Annotated in this window: 13 protein-coding genes; 6 read left to right on the plus strand and 7 right to left on the minus strand. The window is 65.4% G+C overall.

Annotated features, from left to right (window positions below):
* Positions 1-102 precede the first annotated feature (102 nt).
* Positions 103-576 (minus strand): OsmC family protein, encoded by a 474-nt coding sequence (locus tag FAZ97_RS34455; RefSeq protein WP_158763202.1) that lies wholly within the window; start codon positions 574-576, stop codon positions 103-105.
* Between the two features lie 119 nt (positions 577-695).
* Here FAZ97_RS34455 and FAZ97_RS34460 point away from each other — a divergent pair, with 119 nt between their 5' ends.
* Both FAZ97_RS34460 and FAZ97_RS34465 read left to right on the plus strand, forming a co-directional pair.
* On the plus strand, positions 696-1,349 hold the full coding sequence (locus FAZ97_RS34460; protein ID WP_158763203.1) for a GntR family transcriptional regulator: 654 nt from the start codon (positions 696-698) through the stop codon (positions 1,347-1,349).
* 111 nt (positions 1,350-1,460) lie between these two features.
* A complete protein-coding gene (locus tag FAZ97_RS34465; protein WP_158763204.1) occupies positions 1,461-2,099 on the plus strand; it encodes a GNAT family N-acetyltransferase in 639 nt (212 codons plus the stop codon).
* Between the two features lie 13 nt (positions 2,100-2,112).
* On the opposite strand, the gene FAZ97_RS34470 is transcribed toward FAZ97_RS34465, so the two are convergent.
* The 3 genes from FAZ97_RS34470 to FAZ97_RS34480 all read right to left on the minus strand — a co-directional run bounded on the left by FAZ97_RS34470 (position 2,113) and on the right by FAZ97_RS34480 (position 6,450).
* On the minus strand, positions 2,113-3,687 hold the full coding sequence (locus FAZ97_RS34470) for an EAL domain-containing protein (RefSeq protein ID WP_158763205.1): 1,575 nt from the start codon (positions 3,685-3,687) through the stop codon (positions 2,113-2,115).
* Between the two features lie 181 nt (positions 3,688-3,868).
* Positions 3,869-5,611 (minus strand): diguanylate cyclase, encoded by a 1,743-nt coding sequence (locus tag FAZ97_RS34475; RefSeq protein WP_158763206.1) that lies wholly within the window; start codon positions 5,609-5,611, stop codon positions 3,869-3,871.
* A 197-nt stretch (positions 5,612-5,808) separates the two neighbouring features.
* Complete coding sequence (locus FAZ97_RS34480) at positions 5,809-6,450, minus strand: HD domain-containing protein (protein WP_158763207.1); 642 nt, start codon at positions 6,448-6,450, stop codon at positions 5,809-5,811.
* A 346-nt stretch (positions 6,451-6,796) separates the two neighbouring features.
* On the opposite strand from FAZ97_RS34480, the gene FAZ97_RS34485 reads away from it, so the two are divergent.
* Complete coding sequence (locus FAZ97_RS34485; protein ID WP_158763208.1) at positions 6,797-8,284, plus strand: sensor histidine kinase; 1,488 nt, start codon at positions 6,797-6,799, stop codon at positions 8,282-8,284.
* Between the two features lie 35 nt (positions 8,285-8,319).
* Here the strand turns inward: FAZ97_RS34485 and FAZ97_RS34490 are convergent, their stop codons facing one another.
* Positions 8,320-8,817 carry an acyl-CoA thioesterase gene (locus FAZ97_RS34490; RefSeq protein WP_069265858.1) on the minus strand — a complete coding sequence of 166 codons (498 nt, stop codon included), beginning with the start codon at positions 8,815-8,817 and terminating at the stop codon, positions 8,320-8,322.
* A gap of 297 nt (positions 8,818-9,114) precedes the next feature.
* Here FAZ97_RS34490 and FAZ97_RS34495 point away from each other — a divergent pair, with 297 nt between their 5' ends.
* A complete protein-coding gene (locus FAZ97_RS34495) occupies positions 9,115-10,098 on the plus strand; it encodes a response regulator (RefSeq protein WP_158763209.1) in 984 nt (327 codons plus the stop codon).
* An 18-nt stretch (positions 10,099-10,116) separates the two neighbouring features.
* On the opposite strand, the gene FAZ97_RS35750 is transcribed toward FAZ97_RS34495, so the two are convergent.
* Both FAZ97_RS35750 and FAZ97_RS34505 read right to left on the minus strand, forming a co-directional pair.
* The gene (locus tag FAZ97_RS35750; protein WP_325073258.1) at positions 10,117-11,889 is read right to left on the minus strand and encodes a methyl-accepting chemotaxis protein; all 1,773 of its coding nucleotides are present in this window, start codon (positions 11,887-11,889) and stop codon (positions 10,117-10,119) included.
* Positions 11,890-12,053: 164 nt separating this feature from the next.
* The gene (locus tag FAZ97_RS34505) at positions 12,054-13,085 is read right to left on the minus strand and encodes a LacI family DNA-binding transcriptional regulator (protein ID WP_158763211.1); all 1,032 of its coding nucleotides are present in this window, start codon (positions 13,083-13,085) and stop codon (positions 12,054-12,056) included.
* A 189-nt stretch (positions 13,086-13,274) separates the two neighbouring features.
* Here FAZ97_RS34505 and FAZ97_RS34510 point away from each other — a divergent pair, with 189 nt between their 5' ends.
* Both FAZ97_RS34510 and FAZ97_RS34515 read left to right on the plus strand, forming a co-directional pair.
* Positions 13,275-14,447: an ABC transporter ATP-binding protein gene (locus FAZ97_RS34510; RefSeq protein ID WP_158763212.1), complete on the plus strand. Its 1,173-nt coding sequence runs from the start codon at positions 13,275-13,277 to the stop codon at positions 14,445-14,447.
* Positions 14,448-14,470: 23 nt separating this feature from the next.
* Entirely contained in the window at positions 14,471-16,477 is a 2,007-nt protein-coding gene (locus tag FAZ97_RS34515) for a beta-galactosidase (RefSeq protein ID WP_158763213.1), read from the plus strand.
* The last annotated feature ends 1 nt before the right edge of the window (position 16,478 follow it).

Consider the following 16,478-nt stretch of genomic DNA (forward strand, 5'->3'; position numbering starts at 1 on the left):
CGGTATCCGCCGCTCGAGCGATCCGTCGCGATCGAGACCTTTATGAGGGCCCGCTTGGGAGGCGGCACGGCTGGCCGCGCCGCCTCAGGCGATTGCCAGCGCCTATGCCGCCAGTTCGATGGCGGGCTCGCAGAGAATGGGGAAGTTCACCGAATTGGCGATATAGCACTGCTCGTGCGCGGCATGATGCAACCGCTCCGCGAGGCTGCGGTTGTCGCTCGCGCGGATCGTCACGCGCGGGCGCAGCACGATCTTCGTGAAGGCGCCGCGCTGCGGCGTATCGGCCATCGTGCCCTCGGCGTCGTCTTCATAGGCGAGCACCGCGATACCCGCCTCGGCGCACAGATGCAGATACCAGAGTTTGTGGCACGCCGAAGCCGAAGCCACGAGCAGATCCTCGGGATTCCAGCGCGCGGCGTCGCCGCGAAAGGCCGGATCCGACGAGCCCGGAATGTCCGGCTTGCCGCTCGCGCGGATCACGTGATCGCGGTCGTAGTCACGATAACCCGAGGTGCCGCTGCCGCGATTGCCTGTCCATTGCACCGAAACGCGATAGGTATGTTCGCCATGCGCCATGCTGACTCTCCGTTTTGCATCGAAAAAGGGTACGTCATTATGATCCCATTCGGCATTTTGGTATACCATTATGCCGAAATGACCTAAACGGGAACCCGGCTGGAACCGGCCAGACATACATGGAAACAAGATTCGATTCCACGGCGGACGCGGTGGCGTCCGGTTTGCGCGATCTGATCGTCAGCGGCGAGTTAGGCGGCGGCGAGCGCCTCGTCGAGCGCGATCTCGCGGAGCGTTTCGAGGTGAGCCGCATTCCGTTGCGCGAAGCCATCCAGCGGCTCGCGCGCGAGGGCCTCGTCGAGATTTTCCGCAATCGCGGCGCGGTCGTGCGCATGCTCACGGCGCAAGACGTGGAGGAGATCTATGGCTTGCGCGCGCTGCTCGAAGGCGATGCGATTTTTCACAGCATCAAGCGCATCGACGATGAAACGCTCGCACGCGCGGAACTCGTGCACCGGCTGCTTGGCGAAGCGGGCGCCACGCAGAAGCAGGGCGAGCTCAACCGCGAGTTTCACGAACTGCTTTACGGCGCATGCGGCAACGCCCGTCAACTGGCGGCGATCCGCGAATTGCGCGCGCAGGTGGAGCGTTACGAGCGGCTGCAGAATACGCTGCTTGCCGATACGCCCTCGTTTCAGCACGAACACGAGGCGATCCTCGAAGCGTGCCTCGCACGCAACGCGCGCAGCGCGCGTGCCTTGACGGTGGCGCATATCGACTCGGCAAGGCGCATCGTGCTCGCCGTGGTGGAGCGCATGGCCGCGCAAGGCTAACGCTCGTACACCACGGCATTCACGCGTATCGCCCCGGTTTTTACGACATTTTTTCTTGTGACCCCTCCGGCCAATCCCTAGACTGGATGCATCGAAACGACAGGAGACGCCATGTCGATCTCGCGTGCAATCCAGCGCCGGGAAGAGCCGTTCACCTCTGTGCAGCCTGGCTTCGGCCGGCTCGTGCTGAGGCGCTTCGATCCGCGCCACGACTCGTGGGAAGCGCTCACGCGTTTGCTGCATCGCGCGTTCTCGCGGCTCGCCTCGCTGGGATTGCACTGCTCGTGCGCCGATCAGGCGGCGAGCCTCACGCGTGAACGCGCGCTGGCGGGAGACTGCTTCGTTGCCGTCTGCCACGGCAGGATCGTCGGCACGCTCACGGTGGAAGGCCACGACAGCCATTCGCAGTGCGAACATTATCGCTTGCGCGGCGTGGCCTCGGTCCATCAGTTCGGCATCGAGCCCAAGTGGCAAAGTCGCGGCATCGGCCGTGCGCTGCTCGCATTCGCGGGACGTTGGGCGGCCGCGCGCGGCTACACGCAGCTCGCGCTTGACACGCCGTTTCCCGCCGCCCACCTCATCGCGTTCTATCGCGCGCAAGGCTTTAGTCTCGTCGATGTCGTGCGTTTTGCCGGCCGCGGCTACGACAGCGCCGTGCTCAGCAAGGCCGCTGCGGCGCGTTGCAGTTCGGAGTTTGCACACCTGCCCGGCGGGTTACGGCACACCCTGTCGCCGGGTCCGCTCGTCTGAGCGTGCGCCGCCCTCACGCCTTGCGCGTGCGCGCCGCTTCATGATCCAGATAGCGCAGGAATTCGTCGGCGGGCATGGCCTTCGCGTAGAGCCAGCCTTGCGCAAACTGCACACCGTGCTCGCGCAGATACTGCGCTTGCGGCTCGGTTTCCACACCCTCGGCGACCATCAGCAGGTCGAGGCTGCGCGCCATGTCGATCACGTGCGGCACGATCTTGTTCATTTCCTCGCCGCCCCCGAGTGAGCGGATGAACGAGCGGTCGATCTTGATGCCATCCACCGGCAGTTCCTGCAGATACGACAGGCTCGAATATCCCGTGCCGAAATCGTCGATGAAGATGCGGTGCCCGGCCGCGCGAAACGCTTCGAGAACGGGCGCGGAGCCGGCGGTGTCGATGAGCGTGCGCTCGATTGCTTCGAACCAGATCTGCTCGGGGTGCACCGCATATTTCGCGAGGCTCGGCTTGAGCACGTCGAGCACGCGTGTGCCCGCGAGATCCTTGCCGGCAAGGTTCAGCGAGACGTGCAGATCGCGGCGCCGGGCCAGCACGGCGCCCACGCCCTCGAACACGGAGCGCACGACCTGGTCGGTGATGGGCTCGACGAGACCGAGTGATTCCGCCATGGGGATGAACGTGTCCGGCGCGACGATGGAGCCGTCTTCGAGCTTCCAGCGCACGAGCGCTTCGGCGCCGACGCAGCGCCCGCTTTCGAGCGAGACGAGCGGCTGCAGCCACGCGACGAACTGGCGCCGCCGGATGCCTTCCAGTATCGCGTTGCGCGGCGTGCGCAGCTTGCGGCGCCAGTGCATGACGAGCCACGTGCCCAATACGCTCAGGATAAGCGCCGGCAGCAGCAGCGTCCGGAATTGCGCGGGCAGGTCGCGGCGCATGCGGTCCTCGGGTTCGTACGCGATCACCACAATGGGAAAGCGGCTCGAGCGCTCGACGACGTAGTAGCGTCCCTCGAAATACTGGCTGCGGGTGGTGCGCTTGAGCGCTGCGCGTACGAGGGTATAGTCGGCGTCTGCCCAGCTTGAAATGATGCCGCCGTCCTGCGTTTCGAGCACGGCCAGCTGGATGGTGTCGTCGAGCGGCACGATGTCGAGGTAGAAGCGCGGATCGATCACCACGACGTGATTGCCCAGCCGCACGTTGAGCATGCGCCGCTCGTTGCCGCGCTTGCCGACTTCGCTATGCCAGGCGGTGAAGCCGTTGGCGTAGGTCCATTCAGGTGGCGGCAAGGCGGTATCGACGTCGCCGCTCTGGGAGCTGCAGCGCAGCCGCGCGCCATCGGTCCAGGCGACTTCGCGAATGTAGCGGAACTGTTCCTCGACATGGCGCAGCCGCTGCAGGTGATCGCTCGTGCAGGGATCGTTGCCGTAAGGCATGAGCTGGTGCAGCGCGGACTCGGCCTCGGACGTCACGAGTTCTGCGCGCAGCAAAGCGCGGTTCGAAAAGACATCGACCTGGTCGCGCTTCTGGCGTTCGTCGACGGCGTCCGACGCGTACACCGCAGCCATGAGCGTTGCCAGGACGGCGAACGCCACGACACAGAACGTCGTCAGGGCGGTGAATCGGCTGCTCATGGTGGACGGTCGGGCTCCGGCGTCGCGAACGAGGGCGACGCGCGGCCTTCGACGTTCGCCGTTGCCGATGGTAGCGTCTTTCCGACGGCGGCGACGCGCTGCTGCGCGGTGCGCTCGCGCAATCGCAGGGCCGCCGGCGCTCCCGCTTATGCGTGATGCATGGGGGCGGCCTGCGCAATCGTCAAGCCTGCGCCGGATCGATCGATCGGGAATCCTCTGCAACGACGCGATTGCGGCCGCCTTCCTTCGCGGCGTAGAGCCGCCGGTCGGCGACCGACATGAGCGCTTCGTAGTGGGCGCCGCAGTCGGCGGGACTGGCCGCCACGCCAATCGAAACGGTGAACGCGATCGCATCCGGGTCCAGGTTGCCGGCTGCTTCGCCCGGCGCGCCGGAGGCATGCGCCAGGCCCGCCGCATGCGCTTCGACCGCCAGGCGGATGCGTTCGGCTACGCCCGCAGCCGTGGCGAGATCGGCACCGGGCAGCAGCGCCGCGAATTCCTCGCCGCCCACGCGCGCGGGCATTTCCGCGCTGCGCAGGTTCTTGCGCAGGATGTCTGCGAATATCACGAGCACGCGGTCGCCCGCCGCATGGCCGAAGCGGTCGTTCACGCGCTTGAAGTAGTCGATATCGAGCATCAGCATGGCCGCAATGGGCGCGGCCGCCTCGCCGCCGCCTTCGCGGGCGGAGCGCTCCAGCGTCTCGTCGAAAACCTCCTGGAAGCGCCGCCGGTTCGCGAGACCGGTGAGCGGATCGCTGCGCGCGAGCGTTTCGAGCCTCGAACTCGCGAGGACGTACTGGCCGAAGATGTTCTTGACGATGAAGAGCGTGCCCACGAGCAGCACGGCGATCGCCAGCCACGCGACGATCAGCGGGCTGCTGAACACGCGATGCGCCGCGGCGAGCGTGAGTTCCGAGTCGTCCGTGTTCGCGAGCAGCATCCAGTGGGACTCTCCCACGTGCTGGAAGAGCAGGTAGCGGCCGCCTCGCTGGACGTAGCCCTGGCCGCGCTGCATCCAGTCCGCCGCCTGCGCGCGCGCCATGTCGATGAGATACGGATCGAAGTTCGCCGGAGGATGCGCGGTGATCTTGCCATCGACGAAATAGACGAGGTCGCCGTTCTTGTTCAGGAGGCCGAACTCGGCAGGCTCCTCGTCGTCGGTCAGGTTGGCGGAGGCGAGCTGGAGTGCAAGCAGGCGCGAGGGCGCGACGTCCATCACGACGGCGCCGCGAAAGCGTCCATTGGCATAGACGGGCGCGCTGAGCGTGGAAATCGCTTCGCTTTTTTTGGTTTCCGTATAGATGGGAGTCCAGACGATCTCGCGTGCCGGATTCCGGCCGGCGAGATGCAGGTGGTAGTAGGGCATGGTGCTGAAGCGCCGCAACAGGTCGCGCGCGGGCGCATCCGGGCGCTCGGGTGAGAGCACATAGAGGCCGTTGGCCGAGATGTACGCAACCGTGCTTTGCACTGCGTCGGCGTGCTGGCTGATCGCGAGCAGCGGGCTGATCGAGCGCGCGAGCACGATGTCGGCCGGCAGCGTGGCGGCGTCGCGGTGAAAGCCCTCGATGCCCGCGAGCCCTTGCGCATTGGTGCCGAAAACGAGCGGCCCGTCCATCGCGCCGGGGACTTCCCATGCGAGCTTGTCGCTGTTGCGCAGCGCGGCCTGCACCGCCGGATCCAGGAGGCCCGCGCGCTGCTGGCTCGGCGAGGCGAGCACGTGTTCCGCGTAGTCGCGCAGGAACAGCAGGCGCCGGCGTTCTGCGGAGATCAGCGCGTCCACGCCCACGGCCCGCACCTCCAGGTCGCGCTGGCGGCTATGCAGGTCGTTGCGCGTCATCTGGTAGAGCTGGCGCAGGCCCACGCCGCTCACCAGCGCCATGGCGGCGAGAAAGCACACCGTCACCACGAGGTGCGGGCGTTTCATGACCATGCTGGAAAAACCGTGCGGCCGCGTGCGGCCTGGCGTTTGCTGCATGAAGCCCCCGGGACAGCGTTTGACCGCGCGCATCGCGTTGAGGCTGGCCCGGCGGCGCGGTTCCGGGCACCGCGATGAGCATAGCATCGCGCGTCCGAAACGCGCCGCACGCCGCCTCAGGCGTCCCGGATCGCTCCGTGCGGCGCTCAACCGCCCCAGGCGGAATGACGGATCACGCTGCAGAAGTTGCCGGCATGGAAATGCGGGTCCTTGTCGGCGAGCACGTCGGCCTTCACGTTGCCGAAGGTGGTGGCGGGCTTGTGCTTGATGCCGTCATAGAAGGTCTGGATGATGTCCTCCTTGAAGTGCTCGCTGCGCGGGTGCGCATGGACCACGGCCTCGCGCTCGGTGTCGCTGAAGCGGTCGTAGGCCATGCCGAGCACGTCCATTTCGACGCCCGCCGTGACGAGCGCGATCACCGGATGCATGTGCTCGGGAATGCCCGGCGTCGTATGCAGCGCGATGGCGGTCCACACGAGGTCGATGTCGTGCTGCGAGATGCCGTGGCCGCGCAGGAAGTCGCGCGCGGCGTTCGCACCGTCGACCTCGAAGCGTTCGTGGTCGCTGCTGTGCGCGTGCGTGAGGCCCATGTCATGAAACATGGCGCCCGCATAAAGCAGTTCGCGGTCGAACTTCAGGCCGAGCCGGCGGCCGGCCAGCGCGCCGAAGTAATAGACGCGGCTCGAATGATGGAAAAGCAGCGGCGATTCGGTATCGCGCACCAGTTCGGTAATTTCGCGGGCGAGTTTGCTGTCGGGGATCGCGACATCGGCGAGGGTCGAGGTCATCAGGGTGCTCCGTCGGGGTGGGTGATGACCTCTATTCTGGGCGGCGCCAGGGTTGTCCTCAATCGACGGATACCGTGGTTTTCTGCCAATTCGACCGAATTTGGGCCATCGGGGATTCGCAGCGCATAGCGGCGAGGCCACCAACCGGAAAATTTCGCCGCAACCCGGGATTAGCGGCGATAATCGGCAAAATCGATTCGATCGGCGCACATTTCATGCGTCATGCATGGGCAGCGAATGGGCTGCGAGATGCGGCCCGCGAATCGCACATTGGGCGCACGGGGACGCAACAGGCAACGCGCCGCGACAACCAGGCTGGTAAGAACAAGAACCCACGCGACAGACTATGTATTCGATCCTGCCAGCGTTCGTGTCCGCACTCTTTCTCGGATTCGGCGTCTACGTGCTCCTGACCGAGGGCTTCACGCGCCTCTCGGTGCCGTTCGCCTTGATGTGCGCGACCACGTTCTTCTGGCAGGGCACCTGGGCGTTTCTGTTCCAGACGTCCGACCCCGATCTTTCGGCCGTACTCGTCAAGGCCGGATACTTCTTCATCCTCTTTCTGCCCACCACGTTCTATCACTTCGTGACCGAAGTGAGCGCCCGGCGCGGCGAGCGTCCGCTCCTGGTCGCCTCCTACCTGCTCAGCGTGCTGCTCGCGGTGCTGCTGCTGGCGAGCGATGCCGTCGTGGACGGCTACGGCACGTTCTTCTTCGGCAAGTATCCGAAGGCCGGCATGCTGCACCCCGTGCATGTGGCGCAGACGGTGCTGCTCGCGTGCCGCAGCGCATGGCTGCTCTACGCCGCGCGCCGCCAGACCCAGGCGCACGACCGCCGCAAGCTGCTCGACCTGTGCTTCGTGAGCCTCGGCCTGTACGCGATCGCCGCGACCGACTACGCCGTGAATTACGGTCTCGCGTTTTATCCCGTGGGCGCGGTGTTCATCGCGATCAGCCTTGGCATACTCGCGGTCACGATCGTGCGTTACGGCCTTATGCGTCCTTACCTCATCGCGGCCACGGTGGCGCACGAGGTCGCCACGCCGCTCGCGGCCATCGGCATGCACGCCGAGGAAATCGGCAACGTACTGCCCGAACTCATGCGGGGTTACCAGTTGGCCGTGCAGCACCAGTTATGCGTGGACGGACTGTATCCGGGGCAGTCGGAGCGGCTTTCGTCGCTTGCCACGTCGATACGCCGCCAGGTGGACAGCACGAGCACGGTCGTTGAAATGTCGCTGGCGTCGTTTACGCTCGACCGGCTCGACCGGCGCAGCTTCGAGACCTACCCGGTGCGTTCCTGCGTGAACGCCGCGCTAGAGCGCTTTCCGTTTCGCACGGGCGAGCGCGACATGGTGGAGGTGGCGCCTATCGACGCGCAACTGAGCTTCTCGGGCTCGGATTCGCTTGTCGTGTTCGTGTTGTTCAATCTGCTCAAGAACGCGCTGTTCGCGATTCACGCGGAAATCGCCGAACGAAGCGACAAGGTGAGCGACTACCTGGGCCGCGTGGAGATCAGCGCGACGAGCGAAGCGGGGTTTTGCGTGCTGCGCTTTACCGACAATGGCTGCGGTATTCCCGCCGATATTTTGCCGCGCGTGTTCGATCCGTTTTATTCGACCAAGGCGCACGGGCGCGGCGCTGGCATGGGCCTCACATTCTGCCGCCGCGTGGCCGAAGCGCTGGGCGGCACGATAGCGTGCGAGTCCGAACCGCATGTCCACACCACCTTCACGATCCGCCTGCCCGAGCCCGGCACGAGCGCCGACCGCGCACTGCACGACGCCCCGGCGAAACCCCGCCGTTTTCCGGCGGGGCAGGATTTCGCGGGCTAGTTCATGTAGCCGGGTTCAAAGCGCTCAAAGCGCCCTTAGTTCGAACCCGAGGGAAGGACCAGTTCGTATTCCTTCACGCGCTCGATAATGCCGGGCGGAAAGCGGCGAATGCGCTTGTCGGTGCCGGCGAAGAGAATCTGCTGATAGCCGAGCGAAACGGGCCGCCCGTCCACGCAGAAGCGGAACACGAGATACGCGGAGCACTGGCGCACCTGGAAGGTGTTGAGGTAGCAATCCACGCGCTGGAACGGAAAGGTTTCCTGCACGTACTCCTGGTGTGCCCGCTTGGTGACGAACACGCCGCCCGAGGCGAGCAGATTGTTGTGAATGCACTCGTGAAACCAGCGTTCGCGGCAAATGCCTTGCCATTCGAAATAGCGGGCGAAATACGTGTTCATGAACGCGTTCGAGTCCTTCAGGTAGATATCGATGACGTGATGAAACGTTTTGGTCGGCGTAGCTTCCATGATTTCGTCGGAGAATCCGGCGGTGCCACGGGACAGGACGGCGGGAATGGATTCGCGTGCGTACATCAGAGTAACTCCAGATAGGGACTGCAGGCGGCAGCCGCGCGTGCCTCCGCAGAAAAGGAGGCATGCACCATTCTCTTCGTGTTCCTCTTCATCCAATACCGTGCTCCTCACATAAGCAAACCGGTCCATGCACGCCGGGTGCGATAACGTTTGCGCATGCCCGCGCTGAACGCACCGTTGCGCTTCGGGTTGCTGTGTCCAGGCGACACGCCTCATAATCGACATGTTTTCCTCGCGTTGCGGCTCCTGGTGTCGAGTAGGCCGCAAGAGGCGCAGTGTGCTTAACCGAGATCCAGCATGAGTTCCATCGTCAGACAGCCGGTTTTTCATCCCGTCTCCGTCGTTTTTCTCGACGACAGTCCCGACTTTCTCTACGCGTTGCGCGGCCTCTTTCCGGGCGCCGGCACGGACCGCTACTTCACGAACGCGGCGCAAGCGCTGGCCTTCGTCGCCTCGCACGAAGCGCGGCAGAGTGCCCGCAATCCCGCTGCGGGCGCTGCCTGGTCGGAGTTCGAGAAGCGCGGCGGCAACGCGCTGGGCGAGGACGTGATGGCCGACGCGGCGCGCTTTGGCGATATCGCCGCGCTCGTCGTGGACTACGAAATGCCGGAGATGACCGGCGTTGAATTCCTCGCCGCCGCGAAGGACGTCGCGTGCACGCGCATCCTGCTCACGGCCACGGCCGACGAATCGCATGCGGTTGAGGCGTTCAACGCGGGGCTGATCGACTTCTACGTGAAGAAGTCCGATCCCGCCATGACCCGCAAGCTGCGTGGCGCGATCGAAGATGCCAAGCGCAAGTTCTGCGCGCGGCGCGGCCATATCGGCGTGCATGGCGTGGGCGCGATCTACGCGAACCGGCGTATTGCCGACGTGCTGCACGAAATCGCGCTGCGCGAGCGTATTGTCGAGTACTACTGGCGGCCCGAGCAGAATGCGGTGCTGACGTTCGACGCGCTTGGCAACGCCGGTGTGTTTCTCGCGTGGGATAGTCACGACTGGGCGGCGCAATGCGATGTCGTGGCGGACGAAGGCGGCCCCGAAGCGTTGCGCGAGGAAATGGCGGCGCGCCGGATCATGCCGGTCTTCTGGCCGAACGAGGCGTATCGGCCTGGCATGGCGCGCGTGGAGTTCGCGACGCGGCAGCCGGTGCCGGGACTCGACGATACATTTGCGAGCTGGACGCGTATCGACGACCCGGGTCTTGCGCCCGGGCTGATTACGTTTGCTGCGTGGCGGGCCGCGCAAGGCGCGCCGGGTGAGGGCGCTAACCTTGCGTGATGACGTCGCAACCCACGCTTAGAACGTTTCCCAGTCTGCGGTTTCGTTGGATGCGGTGGTCGCGGGGCTGGCAGCCGTTGCCGCCTTTGCCGCTGCGTTCGCGGCCTTGGGCGCCGGCGTGGTGTCCACTGCCTTCGCCGCACGTGCCGGGGCAGGGCGCTTGGGCGGTGCAGCCGGGCGCACGGCACGCGCGCTTTGAGCCGGCGCTCTCACTGCTGACACAGCCGCCGACGCGACCGCCGGCTCAGCCTGCGCCCCGACCCGGAACACCGTCACGACATCGCGCAGCCCATTGGACTGCGCCGCCATCGACTGCGCCGCGGCCGATGCTTCCTCCACGAGCGCCGCATTCTGCTGCGTCACTTCGTCCATCTGCGCGACGGCGCGGTTCACCTGCTCGATGCCGGTGTGCTGCTCCTCGGAAGCCGCTGCGATTTCGCCCATCAGGTCGGCCACGCGGCGCGCCGAAATCACCACCTCGTCGATCGTCTTACCCGCTTCATCAACGAGTTTCGTGCCTTCCGACACCTGCGAGACCGACTGCCCGATCAGATCCTTGATCTCCTTGGCGGCCGTGGCGCTGCGTTGCGCGAGGCTGCGCACCTCGCCCGCCACGACGGCGAAGCCACGGCCCTGATCGCCGGCGCGCGCCGCTTCCACGGCCGCGTTGAGCGCGAGGATGTTGGTCTGGAAGGCAATGCCGTCGATCACGCCGATGATCTGCTCCACGCGCTGCGAGCTGCTCGAAATCTCGTTCATCGTTTCGACCACGCGGCGCACGACTTCGCCGCCGCGCGCGGCGACTTCCGATGCGTTCACCGCGAGCGTATTGCCCTGGCGCGCGTTGTCGGTGTTGTGCTTGACCGTGGTCGTGAGTTCTTCGATGCTGGCGGCCGTTTCCTCGAGCGAGGCGGCTTGTTCCTCGGTACGCGAGGAAAGGTCCAGGTTGCCCGCTGCGATTTCCTTGGCGCCTGTCGTGATCGACTCGGCCGACGTCTGAATGCGCTGCACGGTTTCGACCAGTTGGCGCTGCATCTGCTGCATCGAGTGGAGCAGGCTGTGCTGGTCGCCGGGCGCGAGATTCACATGCGCCGTGAGATCGCCTTCGGCAATGCGCTGGCAGATCTGCGAGGCATATTCCGGCTCGCCGCCAAGGCTATGCCGGATCGTGCGGATGAGCCACATGAGGCCGAGCGTCACGGCCGCGCCGATCACCGTCACGAGCACGAGATTGCTGATCAGCGCGCTGCGGAAGGCGTCGTCGATATCGTCGGTATAGATGCCGGTGAAGAGGTGCCAGTCCCAGCCTGGTACGAGGACGGAATAGCTAATCTTTTCGACCGGCGCGCTTTTGCCCGGCTTCGGCCACCAGTAGCTGCTGTAGCCGTCGCCGCCCGCGGACGAGCTTTTGACGATCTCTTGCGCCACGTGCGTGCCGCGCGGGTCCGTCAGGTTCGCCTGGCTCTTGCCTTCCATCTCCGGCTTGGGCGGCACGAGCAGCGCCATGGCGTTGCTGTCGTAAATGCCGAAGTAGCCGCTCTGGTCGTCGCCGTAGCGCATGCCGCGCAGCGTGGCGATGGCAAGGCGCTTCGCGTCGTCGGCGCTCATGTGGCCGGCGTCCGCTTCTTTCTGGTAGTAGGAGACCGCGCCCAATGCGGTTTGCGTTTCCTGCTCCACCAGGTTCTTGCGGTCCGTCACCATGCCCGAGCGCGTCATGAAGGCGTTGGCCACCACCATCACGACGAGCGAGATCCACAGCAGCCCGACGATGCTCCAGGCTTTCTGATTCAACGTTGTTCGCTTCACGTTCGTTATTCTCCAGCCATCTTCGATTGTTTTTTTCGTGACGGTGCACAGGTGCAGCGCCATCGTGTTTAACGGATGGTTGGCGCGGAACCTTAAATTTGCTTATCGGTTCTTTGCGCTGGGTGCGGTTTGTTGTTCGTATTCTTTCGTTAGCCTTTCGCTCGCGGCGCAGCCGTGGAAGCCCGTATGACAAGCCGGGGCGCTGAAACCACACACACGCGTGCAGCCGCGCCGGTGGCCGGATCGGGCGCTTCGACCAGATCGGTCAGCAACTCGACAGCCAGCTCCGCCGCCTCGATCGTTGCGACCGCAACTGTCGTGAGCGCGGGCCGCGACTCGCGCGCAAGCTGAATATCGGTGATCCCAACCACCGAAAGTTCGCGCGGCACGTTAAGGCCGAGATCGGCGGCGGCCTGCATCGCGCCGAGCGCGGGCAGGTCGTTGGTCCCGAAGATTGCGGTGAGGTCGGGGTGCCGCGCCAGCAGCTCGGTCGTGGCCGCGTAGCCGCCTTGCGTCGTATCCGGCGCATACCGCACGGGCGCGCATGCACCGTCGAGTCCGGCCGCCTGCATGGCCGCGACGAAGCCGTCATAGCGCGCCGCGTGGATGCCGGAAACCTTGCTGCCGACAATTGCGCCGATGCGCCGATGCCCGAGCGTCAGCAGATGCTGCGCGGCAAGCTCCCCCGCGCGCCGAAAATCCACGGCCACGCACGGCAGGCCGGGCGGGTCGAGCGGGCGCTCCCACATGCACAGCACGACCGGCGCGCCGCGCCGCACGGTGGCGCGCAGGTCGGCAAAGTCGAGATTGGCGTTCATCACGAGCACGCCCGCCGAGAGCGTGCCCGCGATCTGTTCGAGGTAGGCGCGGCCCGTTTGCGGGTCGCCGTCCGTATTGCAGATGATGAGAAAGCGCCCGCTGCGCCGCAGCGCATTCTCCACGGCGAGTGCGAACTCCGGGTAAAACGGGTTCGCGATGCTCGACACCATGAGCGCGATGGTCGGCGGCCGCCCTTCGGCGAGCGCCCGCGCCGACAAATGCGGGCGGTAACCGAGCGCCTCGACCGCTTCGAGCACCCGTTGTCGCGTGGCTTCGCCCACGCGCCCGCGCTCGCGCAACACGTTCGACACGGTGGCCGGCGTGACGCCGGCGCGGCGCGCGACTTCGTTCAGGGTCGGCATGCGATCTCAAAATATGGGAAGGCGATTCAACATTTGCATGATTGTGACGGGCACTGCAACATTGGCCCGACAATCAAGACGAATATCGGAGACAAGGCAGCCAGATCGCACACGCGATCGCTTTTTTATGGCCTGCTGATTAAGCGCTTAATCTCCGTGTCGTGCTGATTAGAACATGGAGACGGGACGATGGCGAGCATTTCGTTACGCGGCGTTCAGAAGGCATACGGCGAGAATGCGCCGGTGATTCGCAACGTCGATCTGGAGATCGGCAGGAACGAGTTCTGTGTATTCCTCGGCCCCTCGGGCTGCGGCAAGTCCACGCTGCTGCGCATGATCGCGGGCCTGGAAGACGTGACCGACGGCGATATTTCGATCGGCGGCAAGCTCGTGAACGACGTGCCCGCCGCGCAGCGCGGCGTGGCCATGGTGTTCCAGAGCTACGCGCTGTTCCCGCACATGACGGTGTACGAGAACATGGCGTTTGGCCTGAAGCTCGCGAAAACGCCGAAGGCCGAAATCGATCGCAAGGTGCGCGAAGCCGCGCGCATTCTTCAACTCGAAGCGTTGCTCGAGCGTCACCCCAAGGCGCTCTCGGGCGGGCAGCGGCAGCGCGTGGCGATTGGCCGTGCGATCGTGCGCGAGCCCGGTGTGTTTCTCTTCGACGAGCCGCTTTCCAATCTCGACGCCACCTTGCGCGGCCAGACGCGTATCGAAATCGCTCGGCTGCATCGGCAGTTCGAGCAGGCGAGCGTGGTGTACGTGACCCACGACCAGATCGAGGCGATGACGCTCGCCGACAAGATCGTTCTTCTGCATAGCGGTAAGGATACCGAACGATATGGCAGCATCGCCCAGGTGGGCGCCCCGCTCGAGCTTTATCATCGGCCCGCGAGCCGCTTTGTGGCGGGCTTCATCGGTTCGCCGCGCATGAATTTTCTGCCAGCGCGCGTGACGGCGATCGAGACGAACGGCGTGAGCATCACGCTCGATGAAAGCGGCGAAACGGTGCGGGTGCCGGTGCAGGGCGCGCGGCTTGCTGTGGGCGCGCCTGTTACGTTCGGCGTGCGTCCGGAGCATCTCGAACTGGTGGTGGAGGGTGTTGCGCCGCGCGCGTCGGTAAATGGTCAGGAGGCCTTGACGATTGCGCGCGCGATCACGCTGGTCGAAGAACTTGGCGAACATAGCTACGTGCACCTCGAACAGCCGGGCGGGGCGGTGCTTGTCGCCAAGGCGCCCGGCGATGCACGGCTCAGTAGCGGCGACTCCGCGCAATTCCGCGCGAACGCCAGCGCTTGCCATCTGTTTGCGGAGGACGGCATCGCCGTCGCGCCGCTCGCGACCGCCGATCAACCTGCATGAAAACAACAAACGAGGACACAGGGATGCGTCTTGGAGTTTGCTACTACCCCGAGCACTGGCCGGAGGCCATGTGGAAAGACGACGCCGCGCGCATGAAGGCGCTGGGTATCGCGCAGGTGCGTATTGCCGAGTTCGCGTGGAGCCGCATCGAGCCCACGCCCGGTGAATTCGACTGGGGCTGGCTCGATCGCGCCATCGACACGCTCGGCGCGGCCGGCCTGCAAGTGGTGATGTGCACGCCGACTGCTACGCCGCCCAAGTGGCTGATCGACCAGCATCCCGACATTCTCCCCGTTGGCGCCGATGGCCGCGTGCGCGGGTTCGGCTCGCGCCGCCACTACGATTTTTCGTCGCCAGCTTATTACGAGGCTTCGCGGCGTATCTGCGAGGCGGTTGCGGCGCGTTATGGCCAGCATCCCGCCGTTGCCTACTGGCAAACCGACAACGAGTACGGTTGCCATCAAACCGTGGTCAGCTATTCGCCCGCGGCCGTGAAGCGCTTTCGCGAATGGCTCAAGGCGCGCTACGGCAGCATCGACGCACTCAATACCGCCTGGGGCACCGTGTTCTGGAGCATGGAGTACCGCAGCTTCGACGAAATCGAAGCGCCCGTTGGCACTGTAACCGAGGCGCATCCGTCGCACCGGCTCGACTACCAGCGCTTCGCCTCCGACGAAGTGCAGCGCTACAACCGCATGCAGGTCGATATCCTGCGCGCGCATTCGCCGGGACGGCCCATCGCGCACAACTTCATGCAGCTCTTCATGGAGTTCGATCACTACAAGGTCGCCGCCGATCTCGATGTCGCGACGTGGGACAGTTACCCGCTCGGCGCGCTCGACCAGCAGTGGTTCGCGCCCGAGGTCAAGGCGCGCTATCTGCGCACCGGTCATCCGGATTTCGCTTCGTTCAATCACGACGTCTATCGCGGCATGTCGAAGCTGCCGTTCTGGGTCATGGAGCAGCAGCCCGGCCCCGTGAACTGGGCGCACTGGAACCCCGCGCCGCTGCCCGGCATGGTGCGCCTCTGGAGCTGGGAAGCGTTCGCGCATGGTGCGGGCTGCGTGTCGTACTTCCGCTGGCGCCAGGCGCCGTTCGCCCAGGAGCAGATGCACGCCGGCCTGAATACGCCCGACAACCGTCCCGACCTTGGCAGCGCGGAAGCCGCGCGCGTGGCCGAGGAAATCGAGGCGGTGCTCGCGGCGGCGAAGGGCGGCCGCGACTTCGACGTGAAGACGCCCGTTGCGCTCGTGCTCGACTACGAGGCCAAATGGCTCTTCGATATCCACCCGCAGGGCGCGGATTTCCACTATCCGCGCTTTGCTGTGGAGTACTACTCGGCGCTGCGTGCGCTCGGCTTCGACGTAGATATCGTTTCCGTGCACGCGCCGCTCGACGGTTACCGTCTCGTGGTCGTGCCGCCGCTGCCTATCGTCCCCGACGACTTCGCGCAGCGCCTCGCCAACTCGGGCGCGCAAGTGGTGATCGGGCCGCGCACAGGCTCGAAAACCGTCGACCTGCAGATTCCCGCCAACCTGCCGCCGGGGCCGCTGGCGGCACTGCTGCCGCTGCGCGTGTGGCGCGTGGAGTCGCTGCGGCCCAACATCAGCGAGCTGGTGCGTTTCGACATGGACGGCGCGCACGAAGGCCAGGCGCGCCACTGGCGCGATCTGATCGAACTCGGCGCTTTGGTGACGATCGCCGGCGAAAACGAATGGGCGGTGCCGGAGGTGCGCGCGACGTTCAGTGACGGTCATCCCGCTTACGTGAAGAGCGGCACGGTCCACTACCTTGCCAGCCTGTTCGACGAGGCGAGCACGCAGGCGCTCTTTGCGCGTGTGGCGCGCGAAGCGGGCATCACGCCGCAGCCGCTCGGCGACGCGATACGCGTGAGCCGGCGTGGCGGCTTCACCTGGGTATTCAACTATGGGCCGGGCACGCACACGCTTTCTGCGGATATTCCCGACGAGGCAATCGTGATCGGCTCGCGTACGATAGAACCGCAGGGCGTGAGCGCCTACCGTTCGTAAC

Origin of the sequence: Paraburkholderia acidiphila, assembly GCF_009789655.1 — a bacterium.
Taxonomy (GTDB): domain Bacteria; phylum Pseudomonadota; class Gammaproteobacteria; order Burkholderiales; family Burkholderiaceae; genus Paraburkholderia; species Paraburkholderia acidiphila.

What these genes read in the sequence shown, in the direction of transcription:
- FAZ97_RS34455 (WP_158763202.1), bottom strand. Translation starts at nt 576, where the DNA reads ATGGCGCATGGCGAACATACCTATCGCGTTTCGGTGCAATGGACAGGC.
- FAZ97_RS34460 (WP_158763203.1), top strand. Translation starts at nt 696, where the DNA reads ATGGAAACAAGATTCGATTCCACGGCGGACGCGGTGGCGTCCGGTTTG.
- FAZ97_RS34465 (WP_158763204.1), top strand. Translation starts at nt 1,461, where the DNA reads ATGTCGATCTCGCGTGCAATCCAGCGCCGGGAAGAGCCGTTCACCTCT.
- FAZ97_RS34470 (WP_158763205.1), bottom strand. Translation starts at nt 3,687, where the DNA reads ATGAGCAGCCGATTCACCGCCCTGACGACGTTCTGTGTCGTGGCGTTC.
- FAZ97_RS34475 (WP_158763206.1), bottom strand. Translation starts at nt 5,611, where the DNA reads ATGAAACGCCCGCACCTCGTGGTGACGGTGTGCTTTCTCGCCGCCATG.
- FAZ97_RS34480 (WP_158763207.1), bottom strand. Translation starts at nt 6,450, where the DNA reads ATGACCTCGACCCTCGCCGATGTCGCGATCCCCGACAGCAAACTCGCC.
- FAZ97_RS34485 (WP_158763208.1), top strand. Translation starts at nt 6,797, where the DNA reads ATGTATTCGATCCTGCCAGCGTTCGTGTCCGCACTCTTTCTCGGATTC.
- FAZ97_RS34490 (WP_069265858.1), bottom strand. Translation starts at nt 8,817, where the DNA reads ATGTACGCACGCGAATCCATTCCCGCCGTCCTGTCCCGTGGCACCGCC.
- FAZ97_RS34495 (WP_158763209.1), top strand. Translation starts at nt 9,115, where the DNA reads ATGAGTTCCATCGTCAGACAGCCGGTTTTTCATCCCGTCTCCGTCGTT.
- FAZ97_RS34505 (WP_158763211.1), bottom strand. Translation starts at nt 13,085, where the DNA reads ATGCCGACCCTGAACGAAGTCGCGCGCCGCGCCGGCGTCACGCCGGCC.
- FAZ97_RS34510 (WP_158763212.1), top strand. Translation starts at nt 13,275, where the DNA reads ATGGCGAGCATTTCGTTACGCGGCGTTCAGAAGGCATACGGCGAGAAT.
- FAZ97_RS34515 (WP_158763213.1), top strand. Translation starts at nt 14,471, where the DNA reads ATGCGTCTTGGAGTTTGCTACTACCCCGAGCACTGGCCGGAGGCCATG.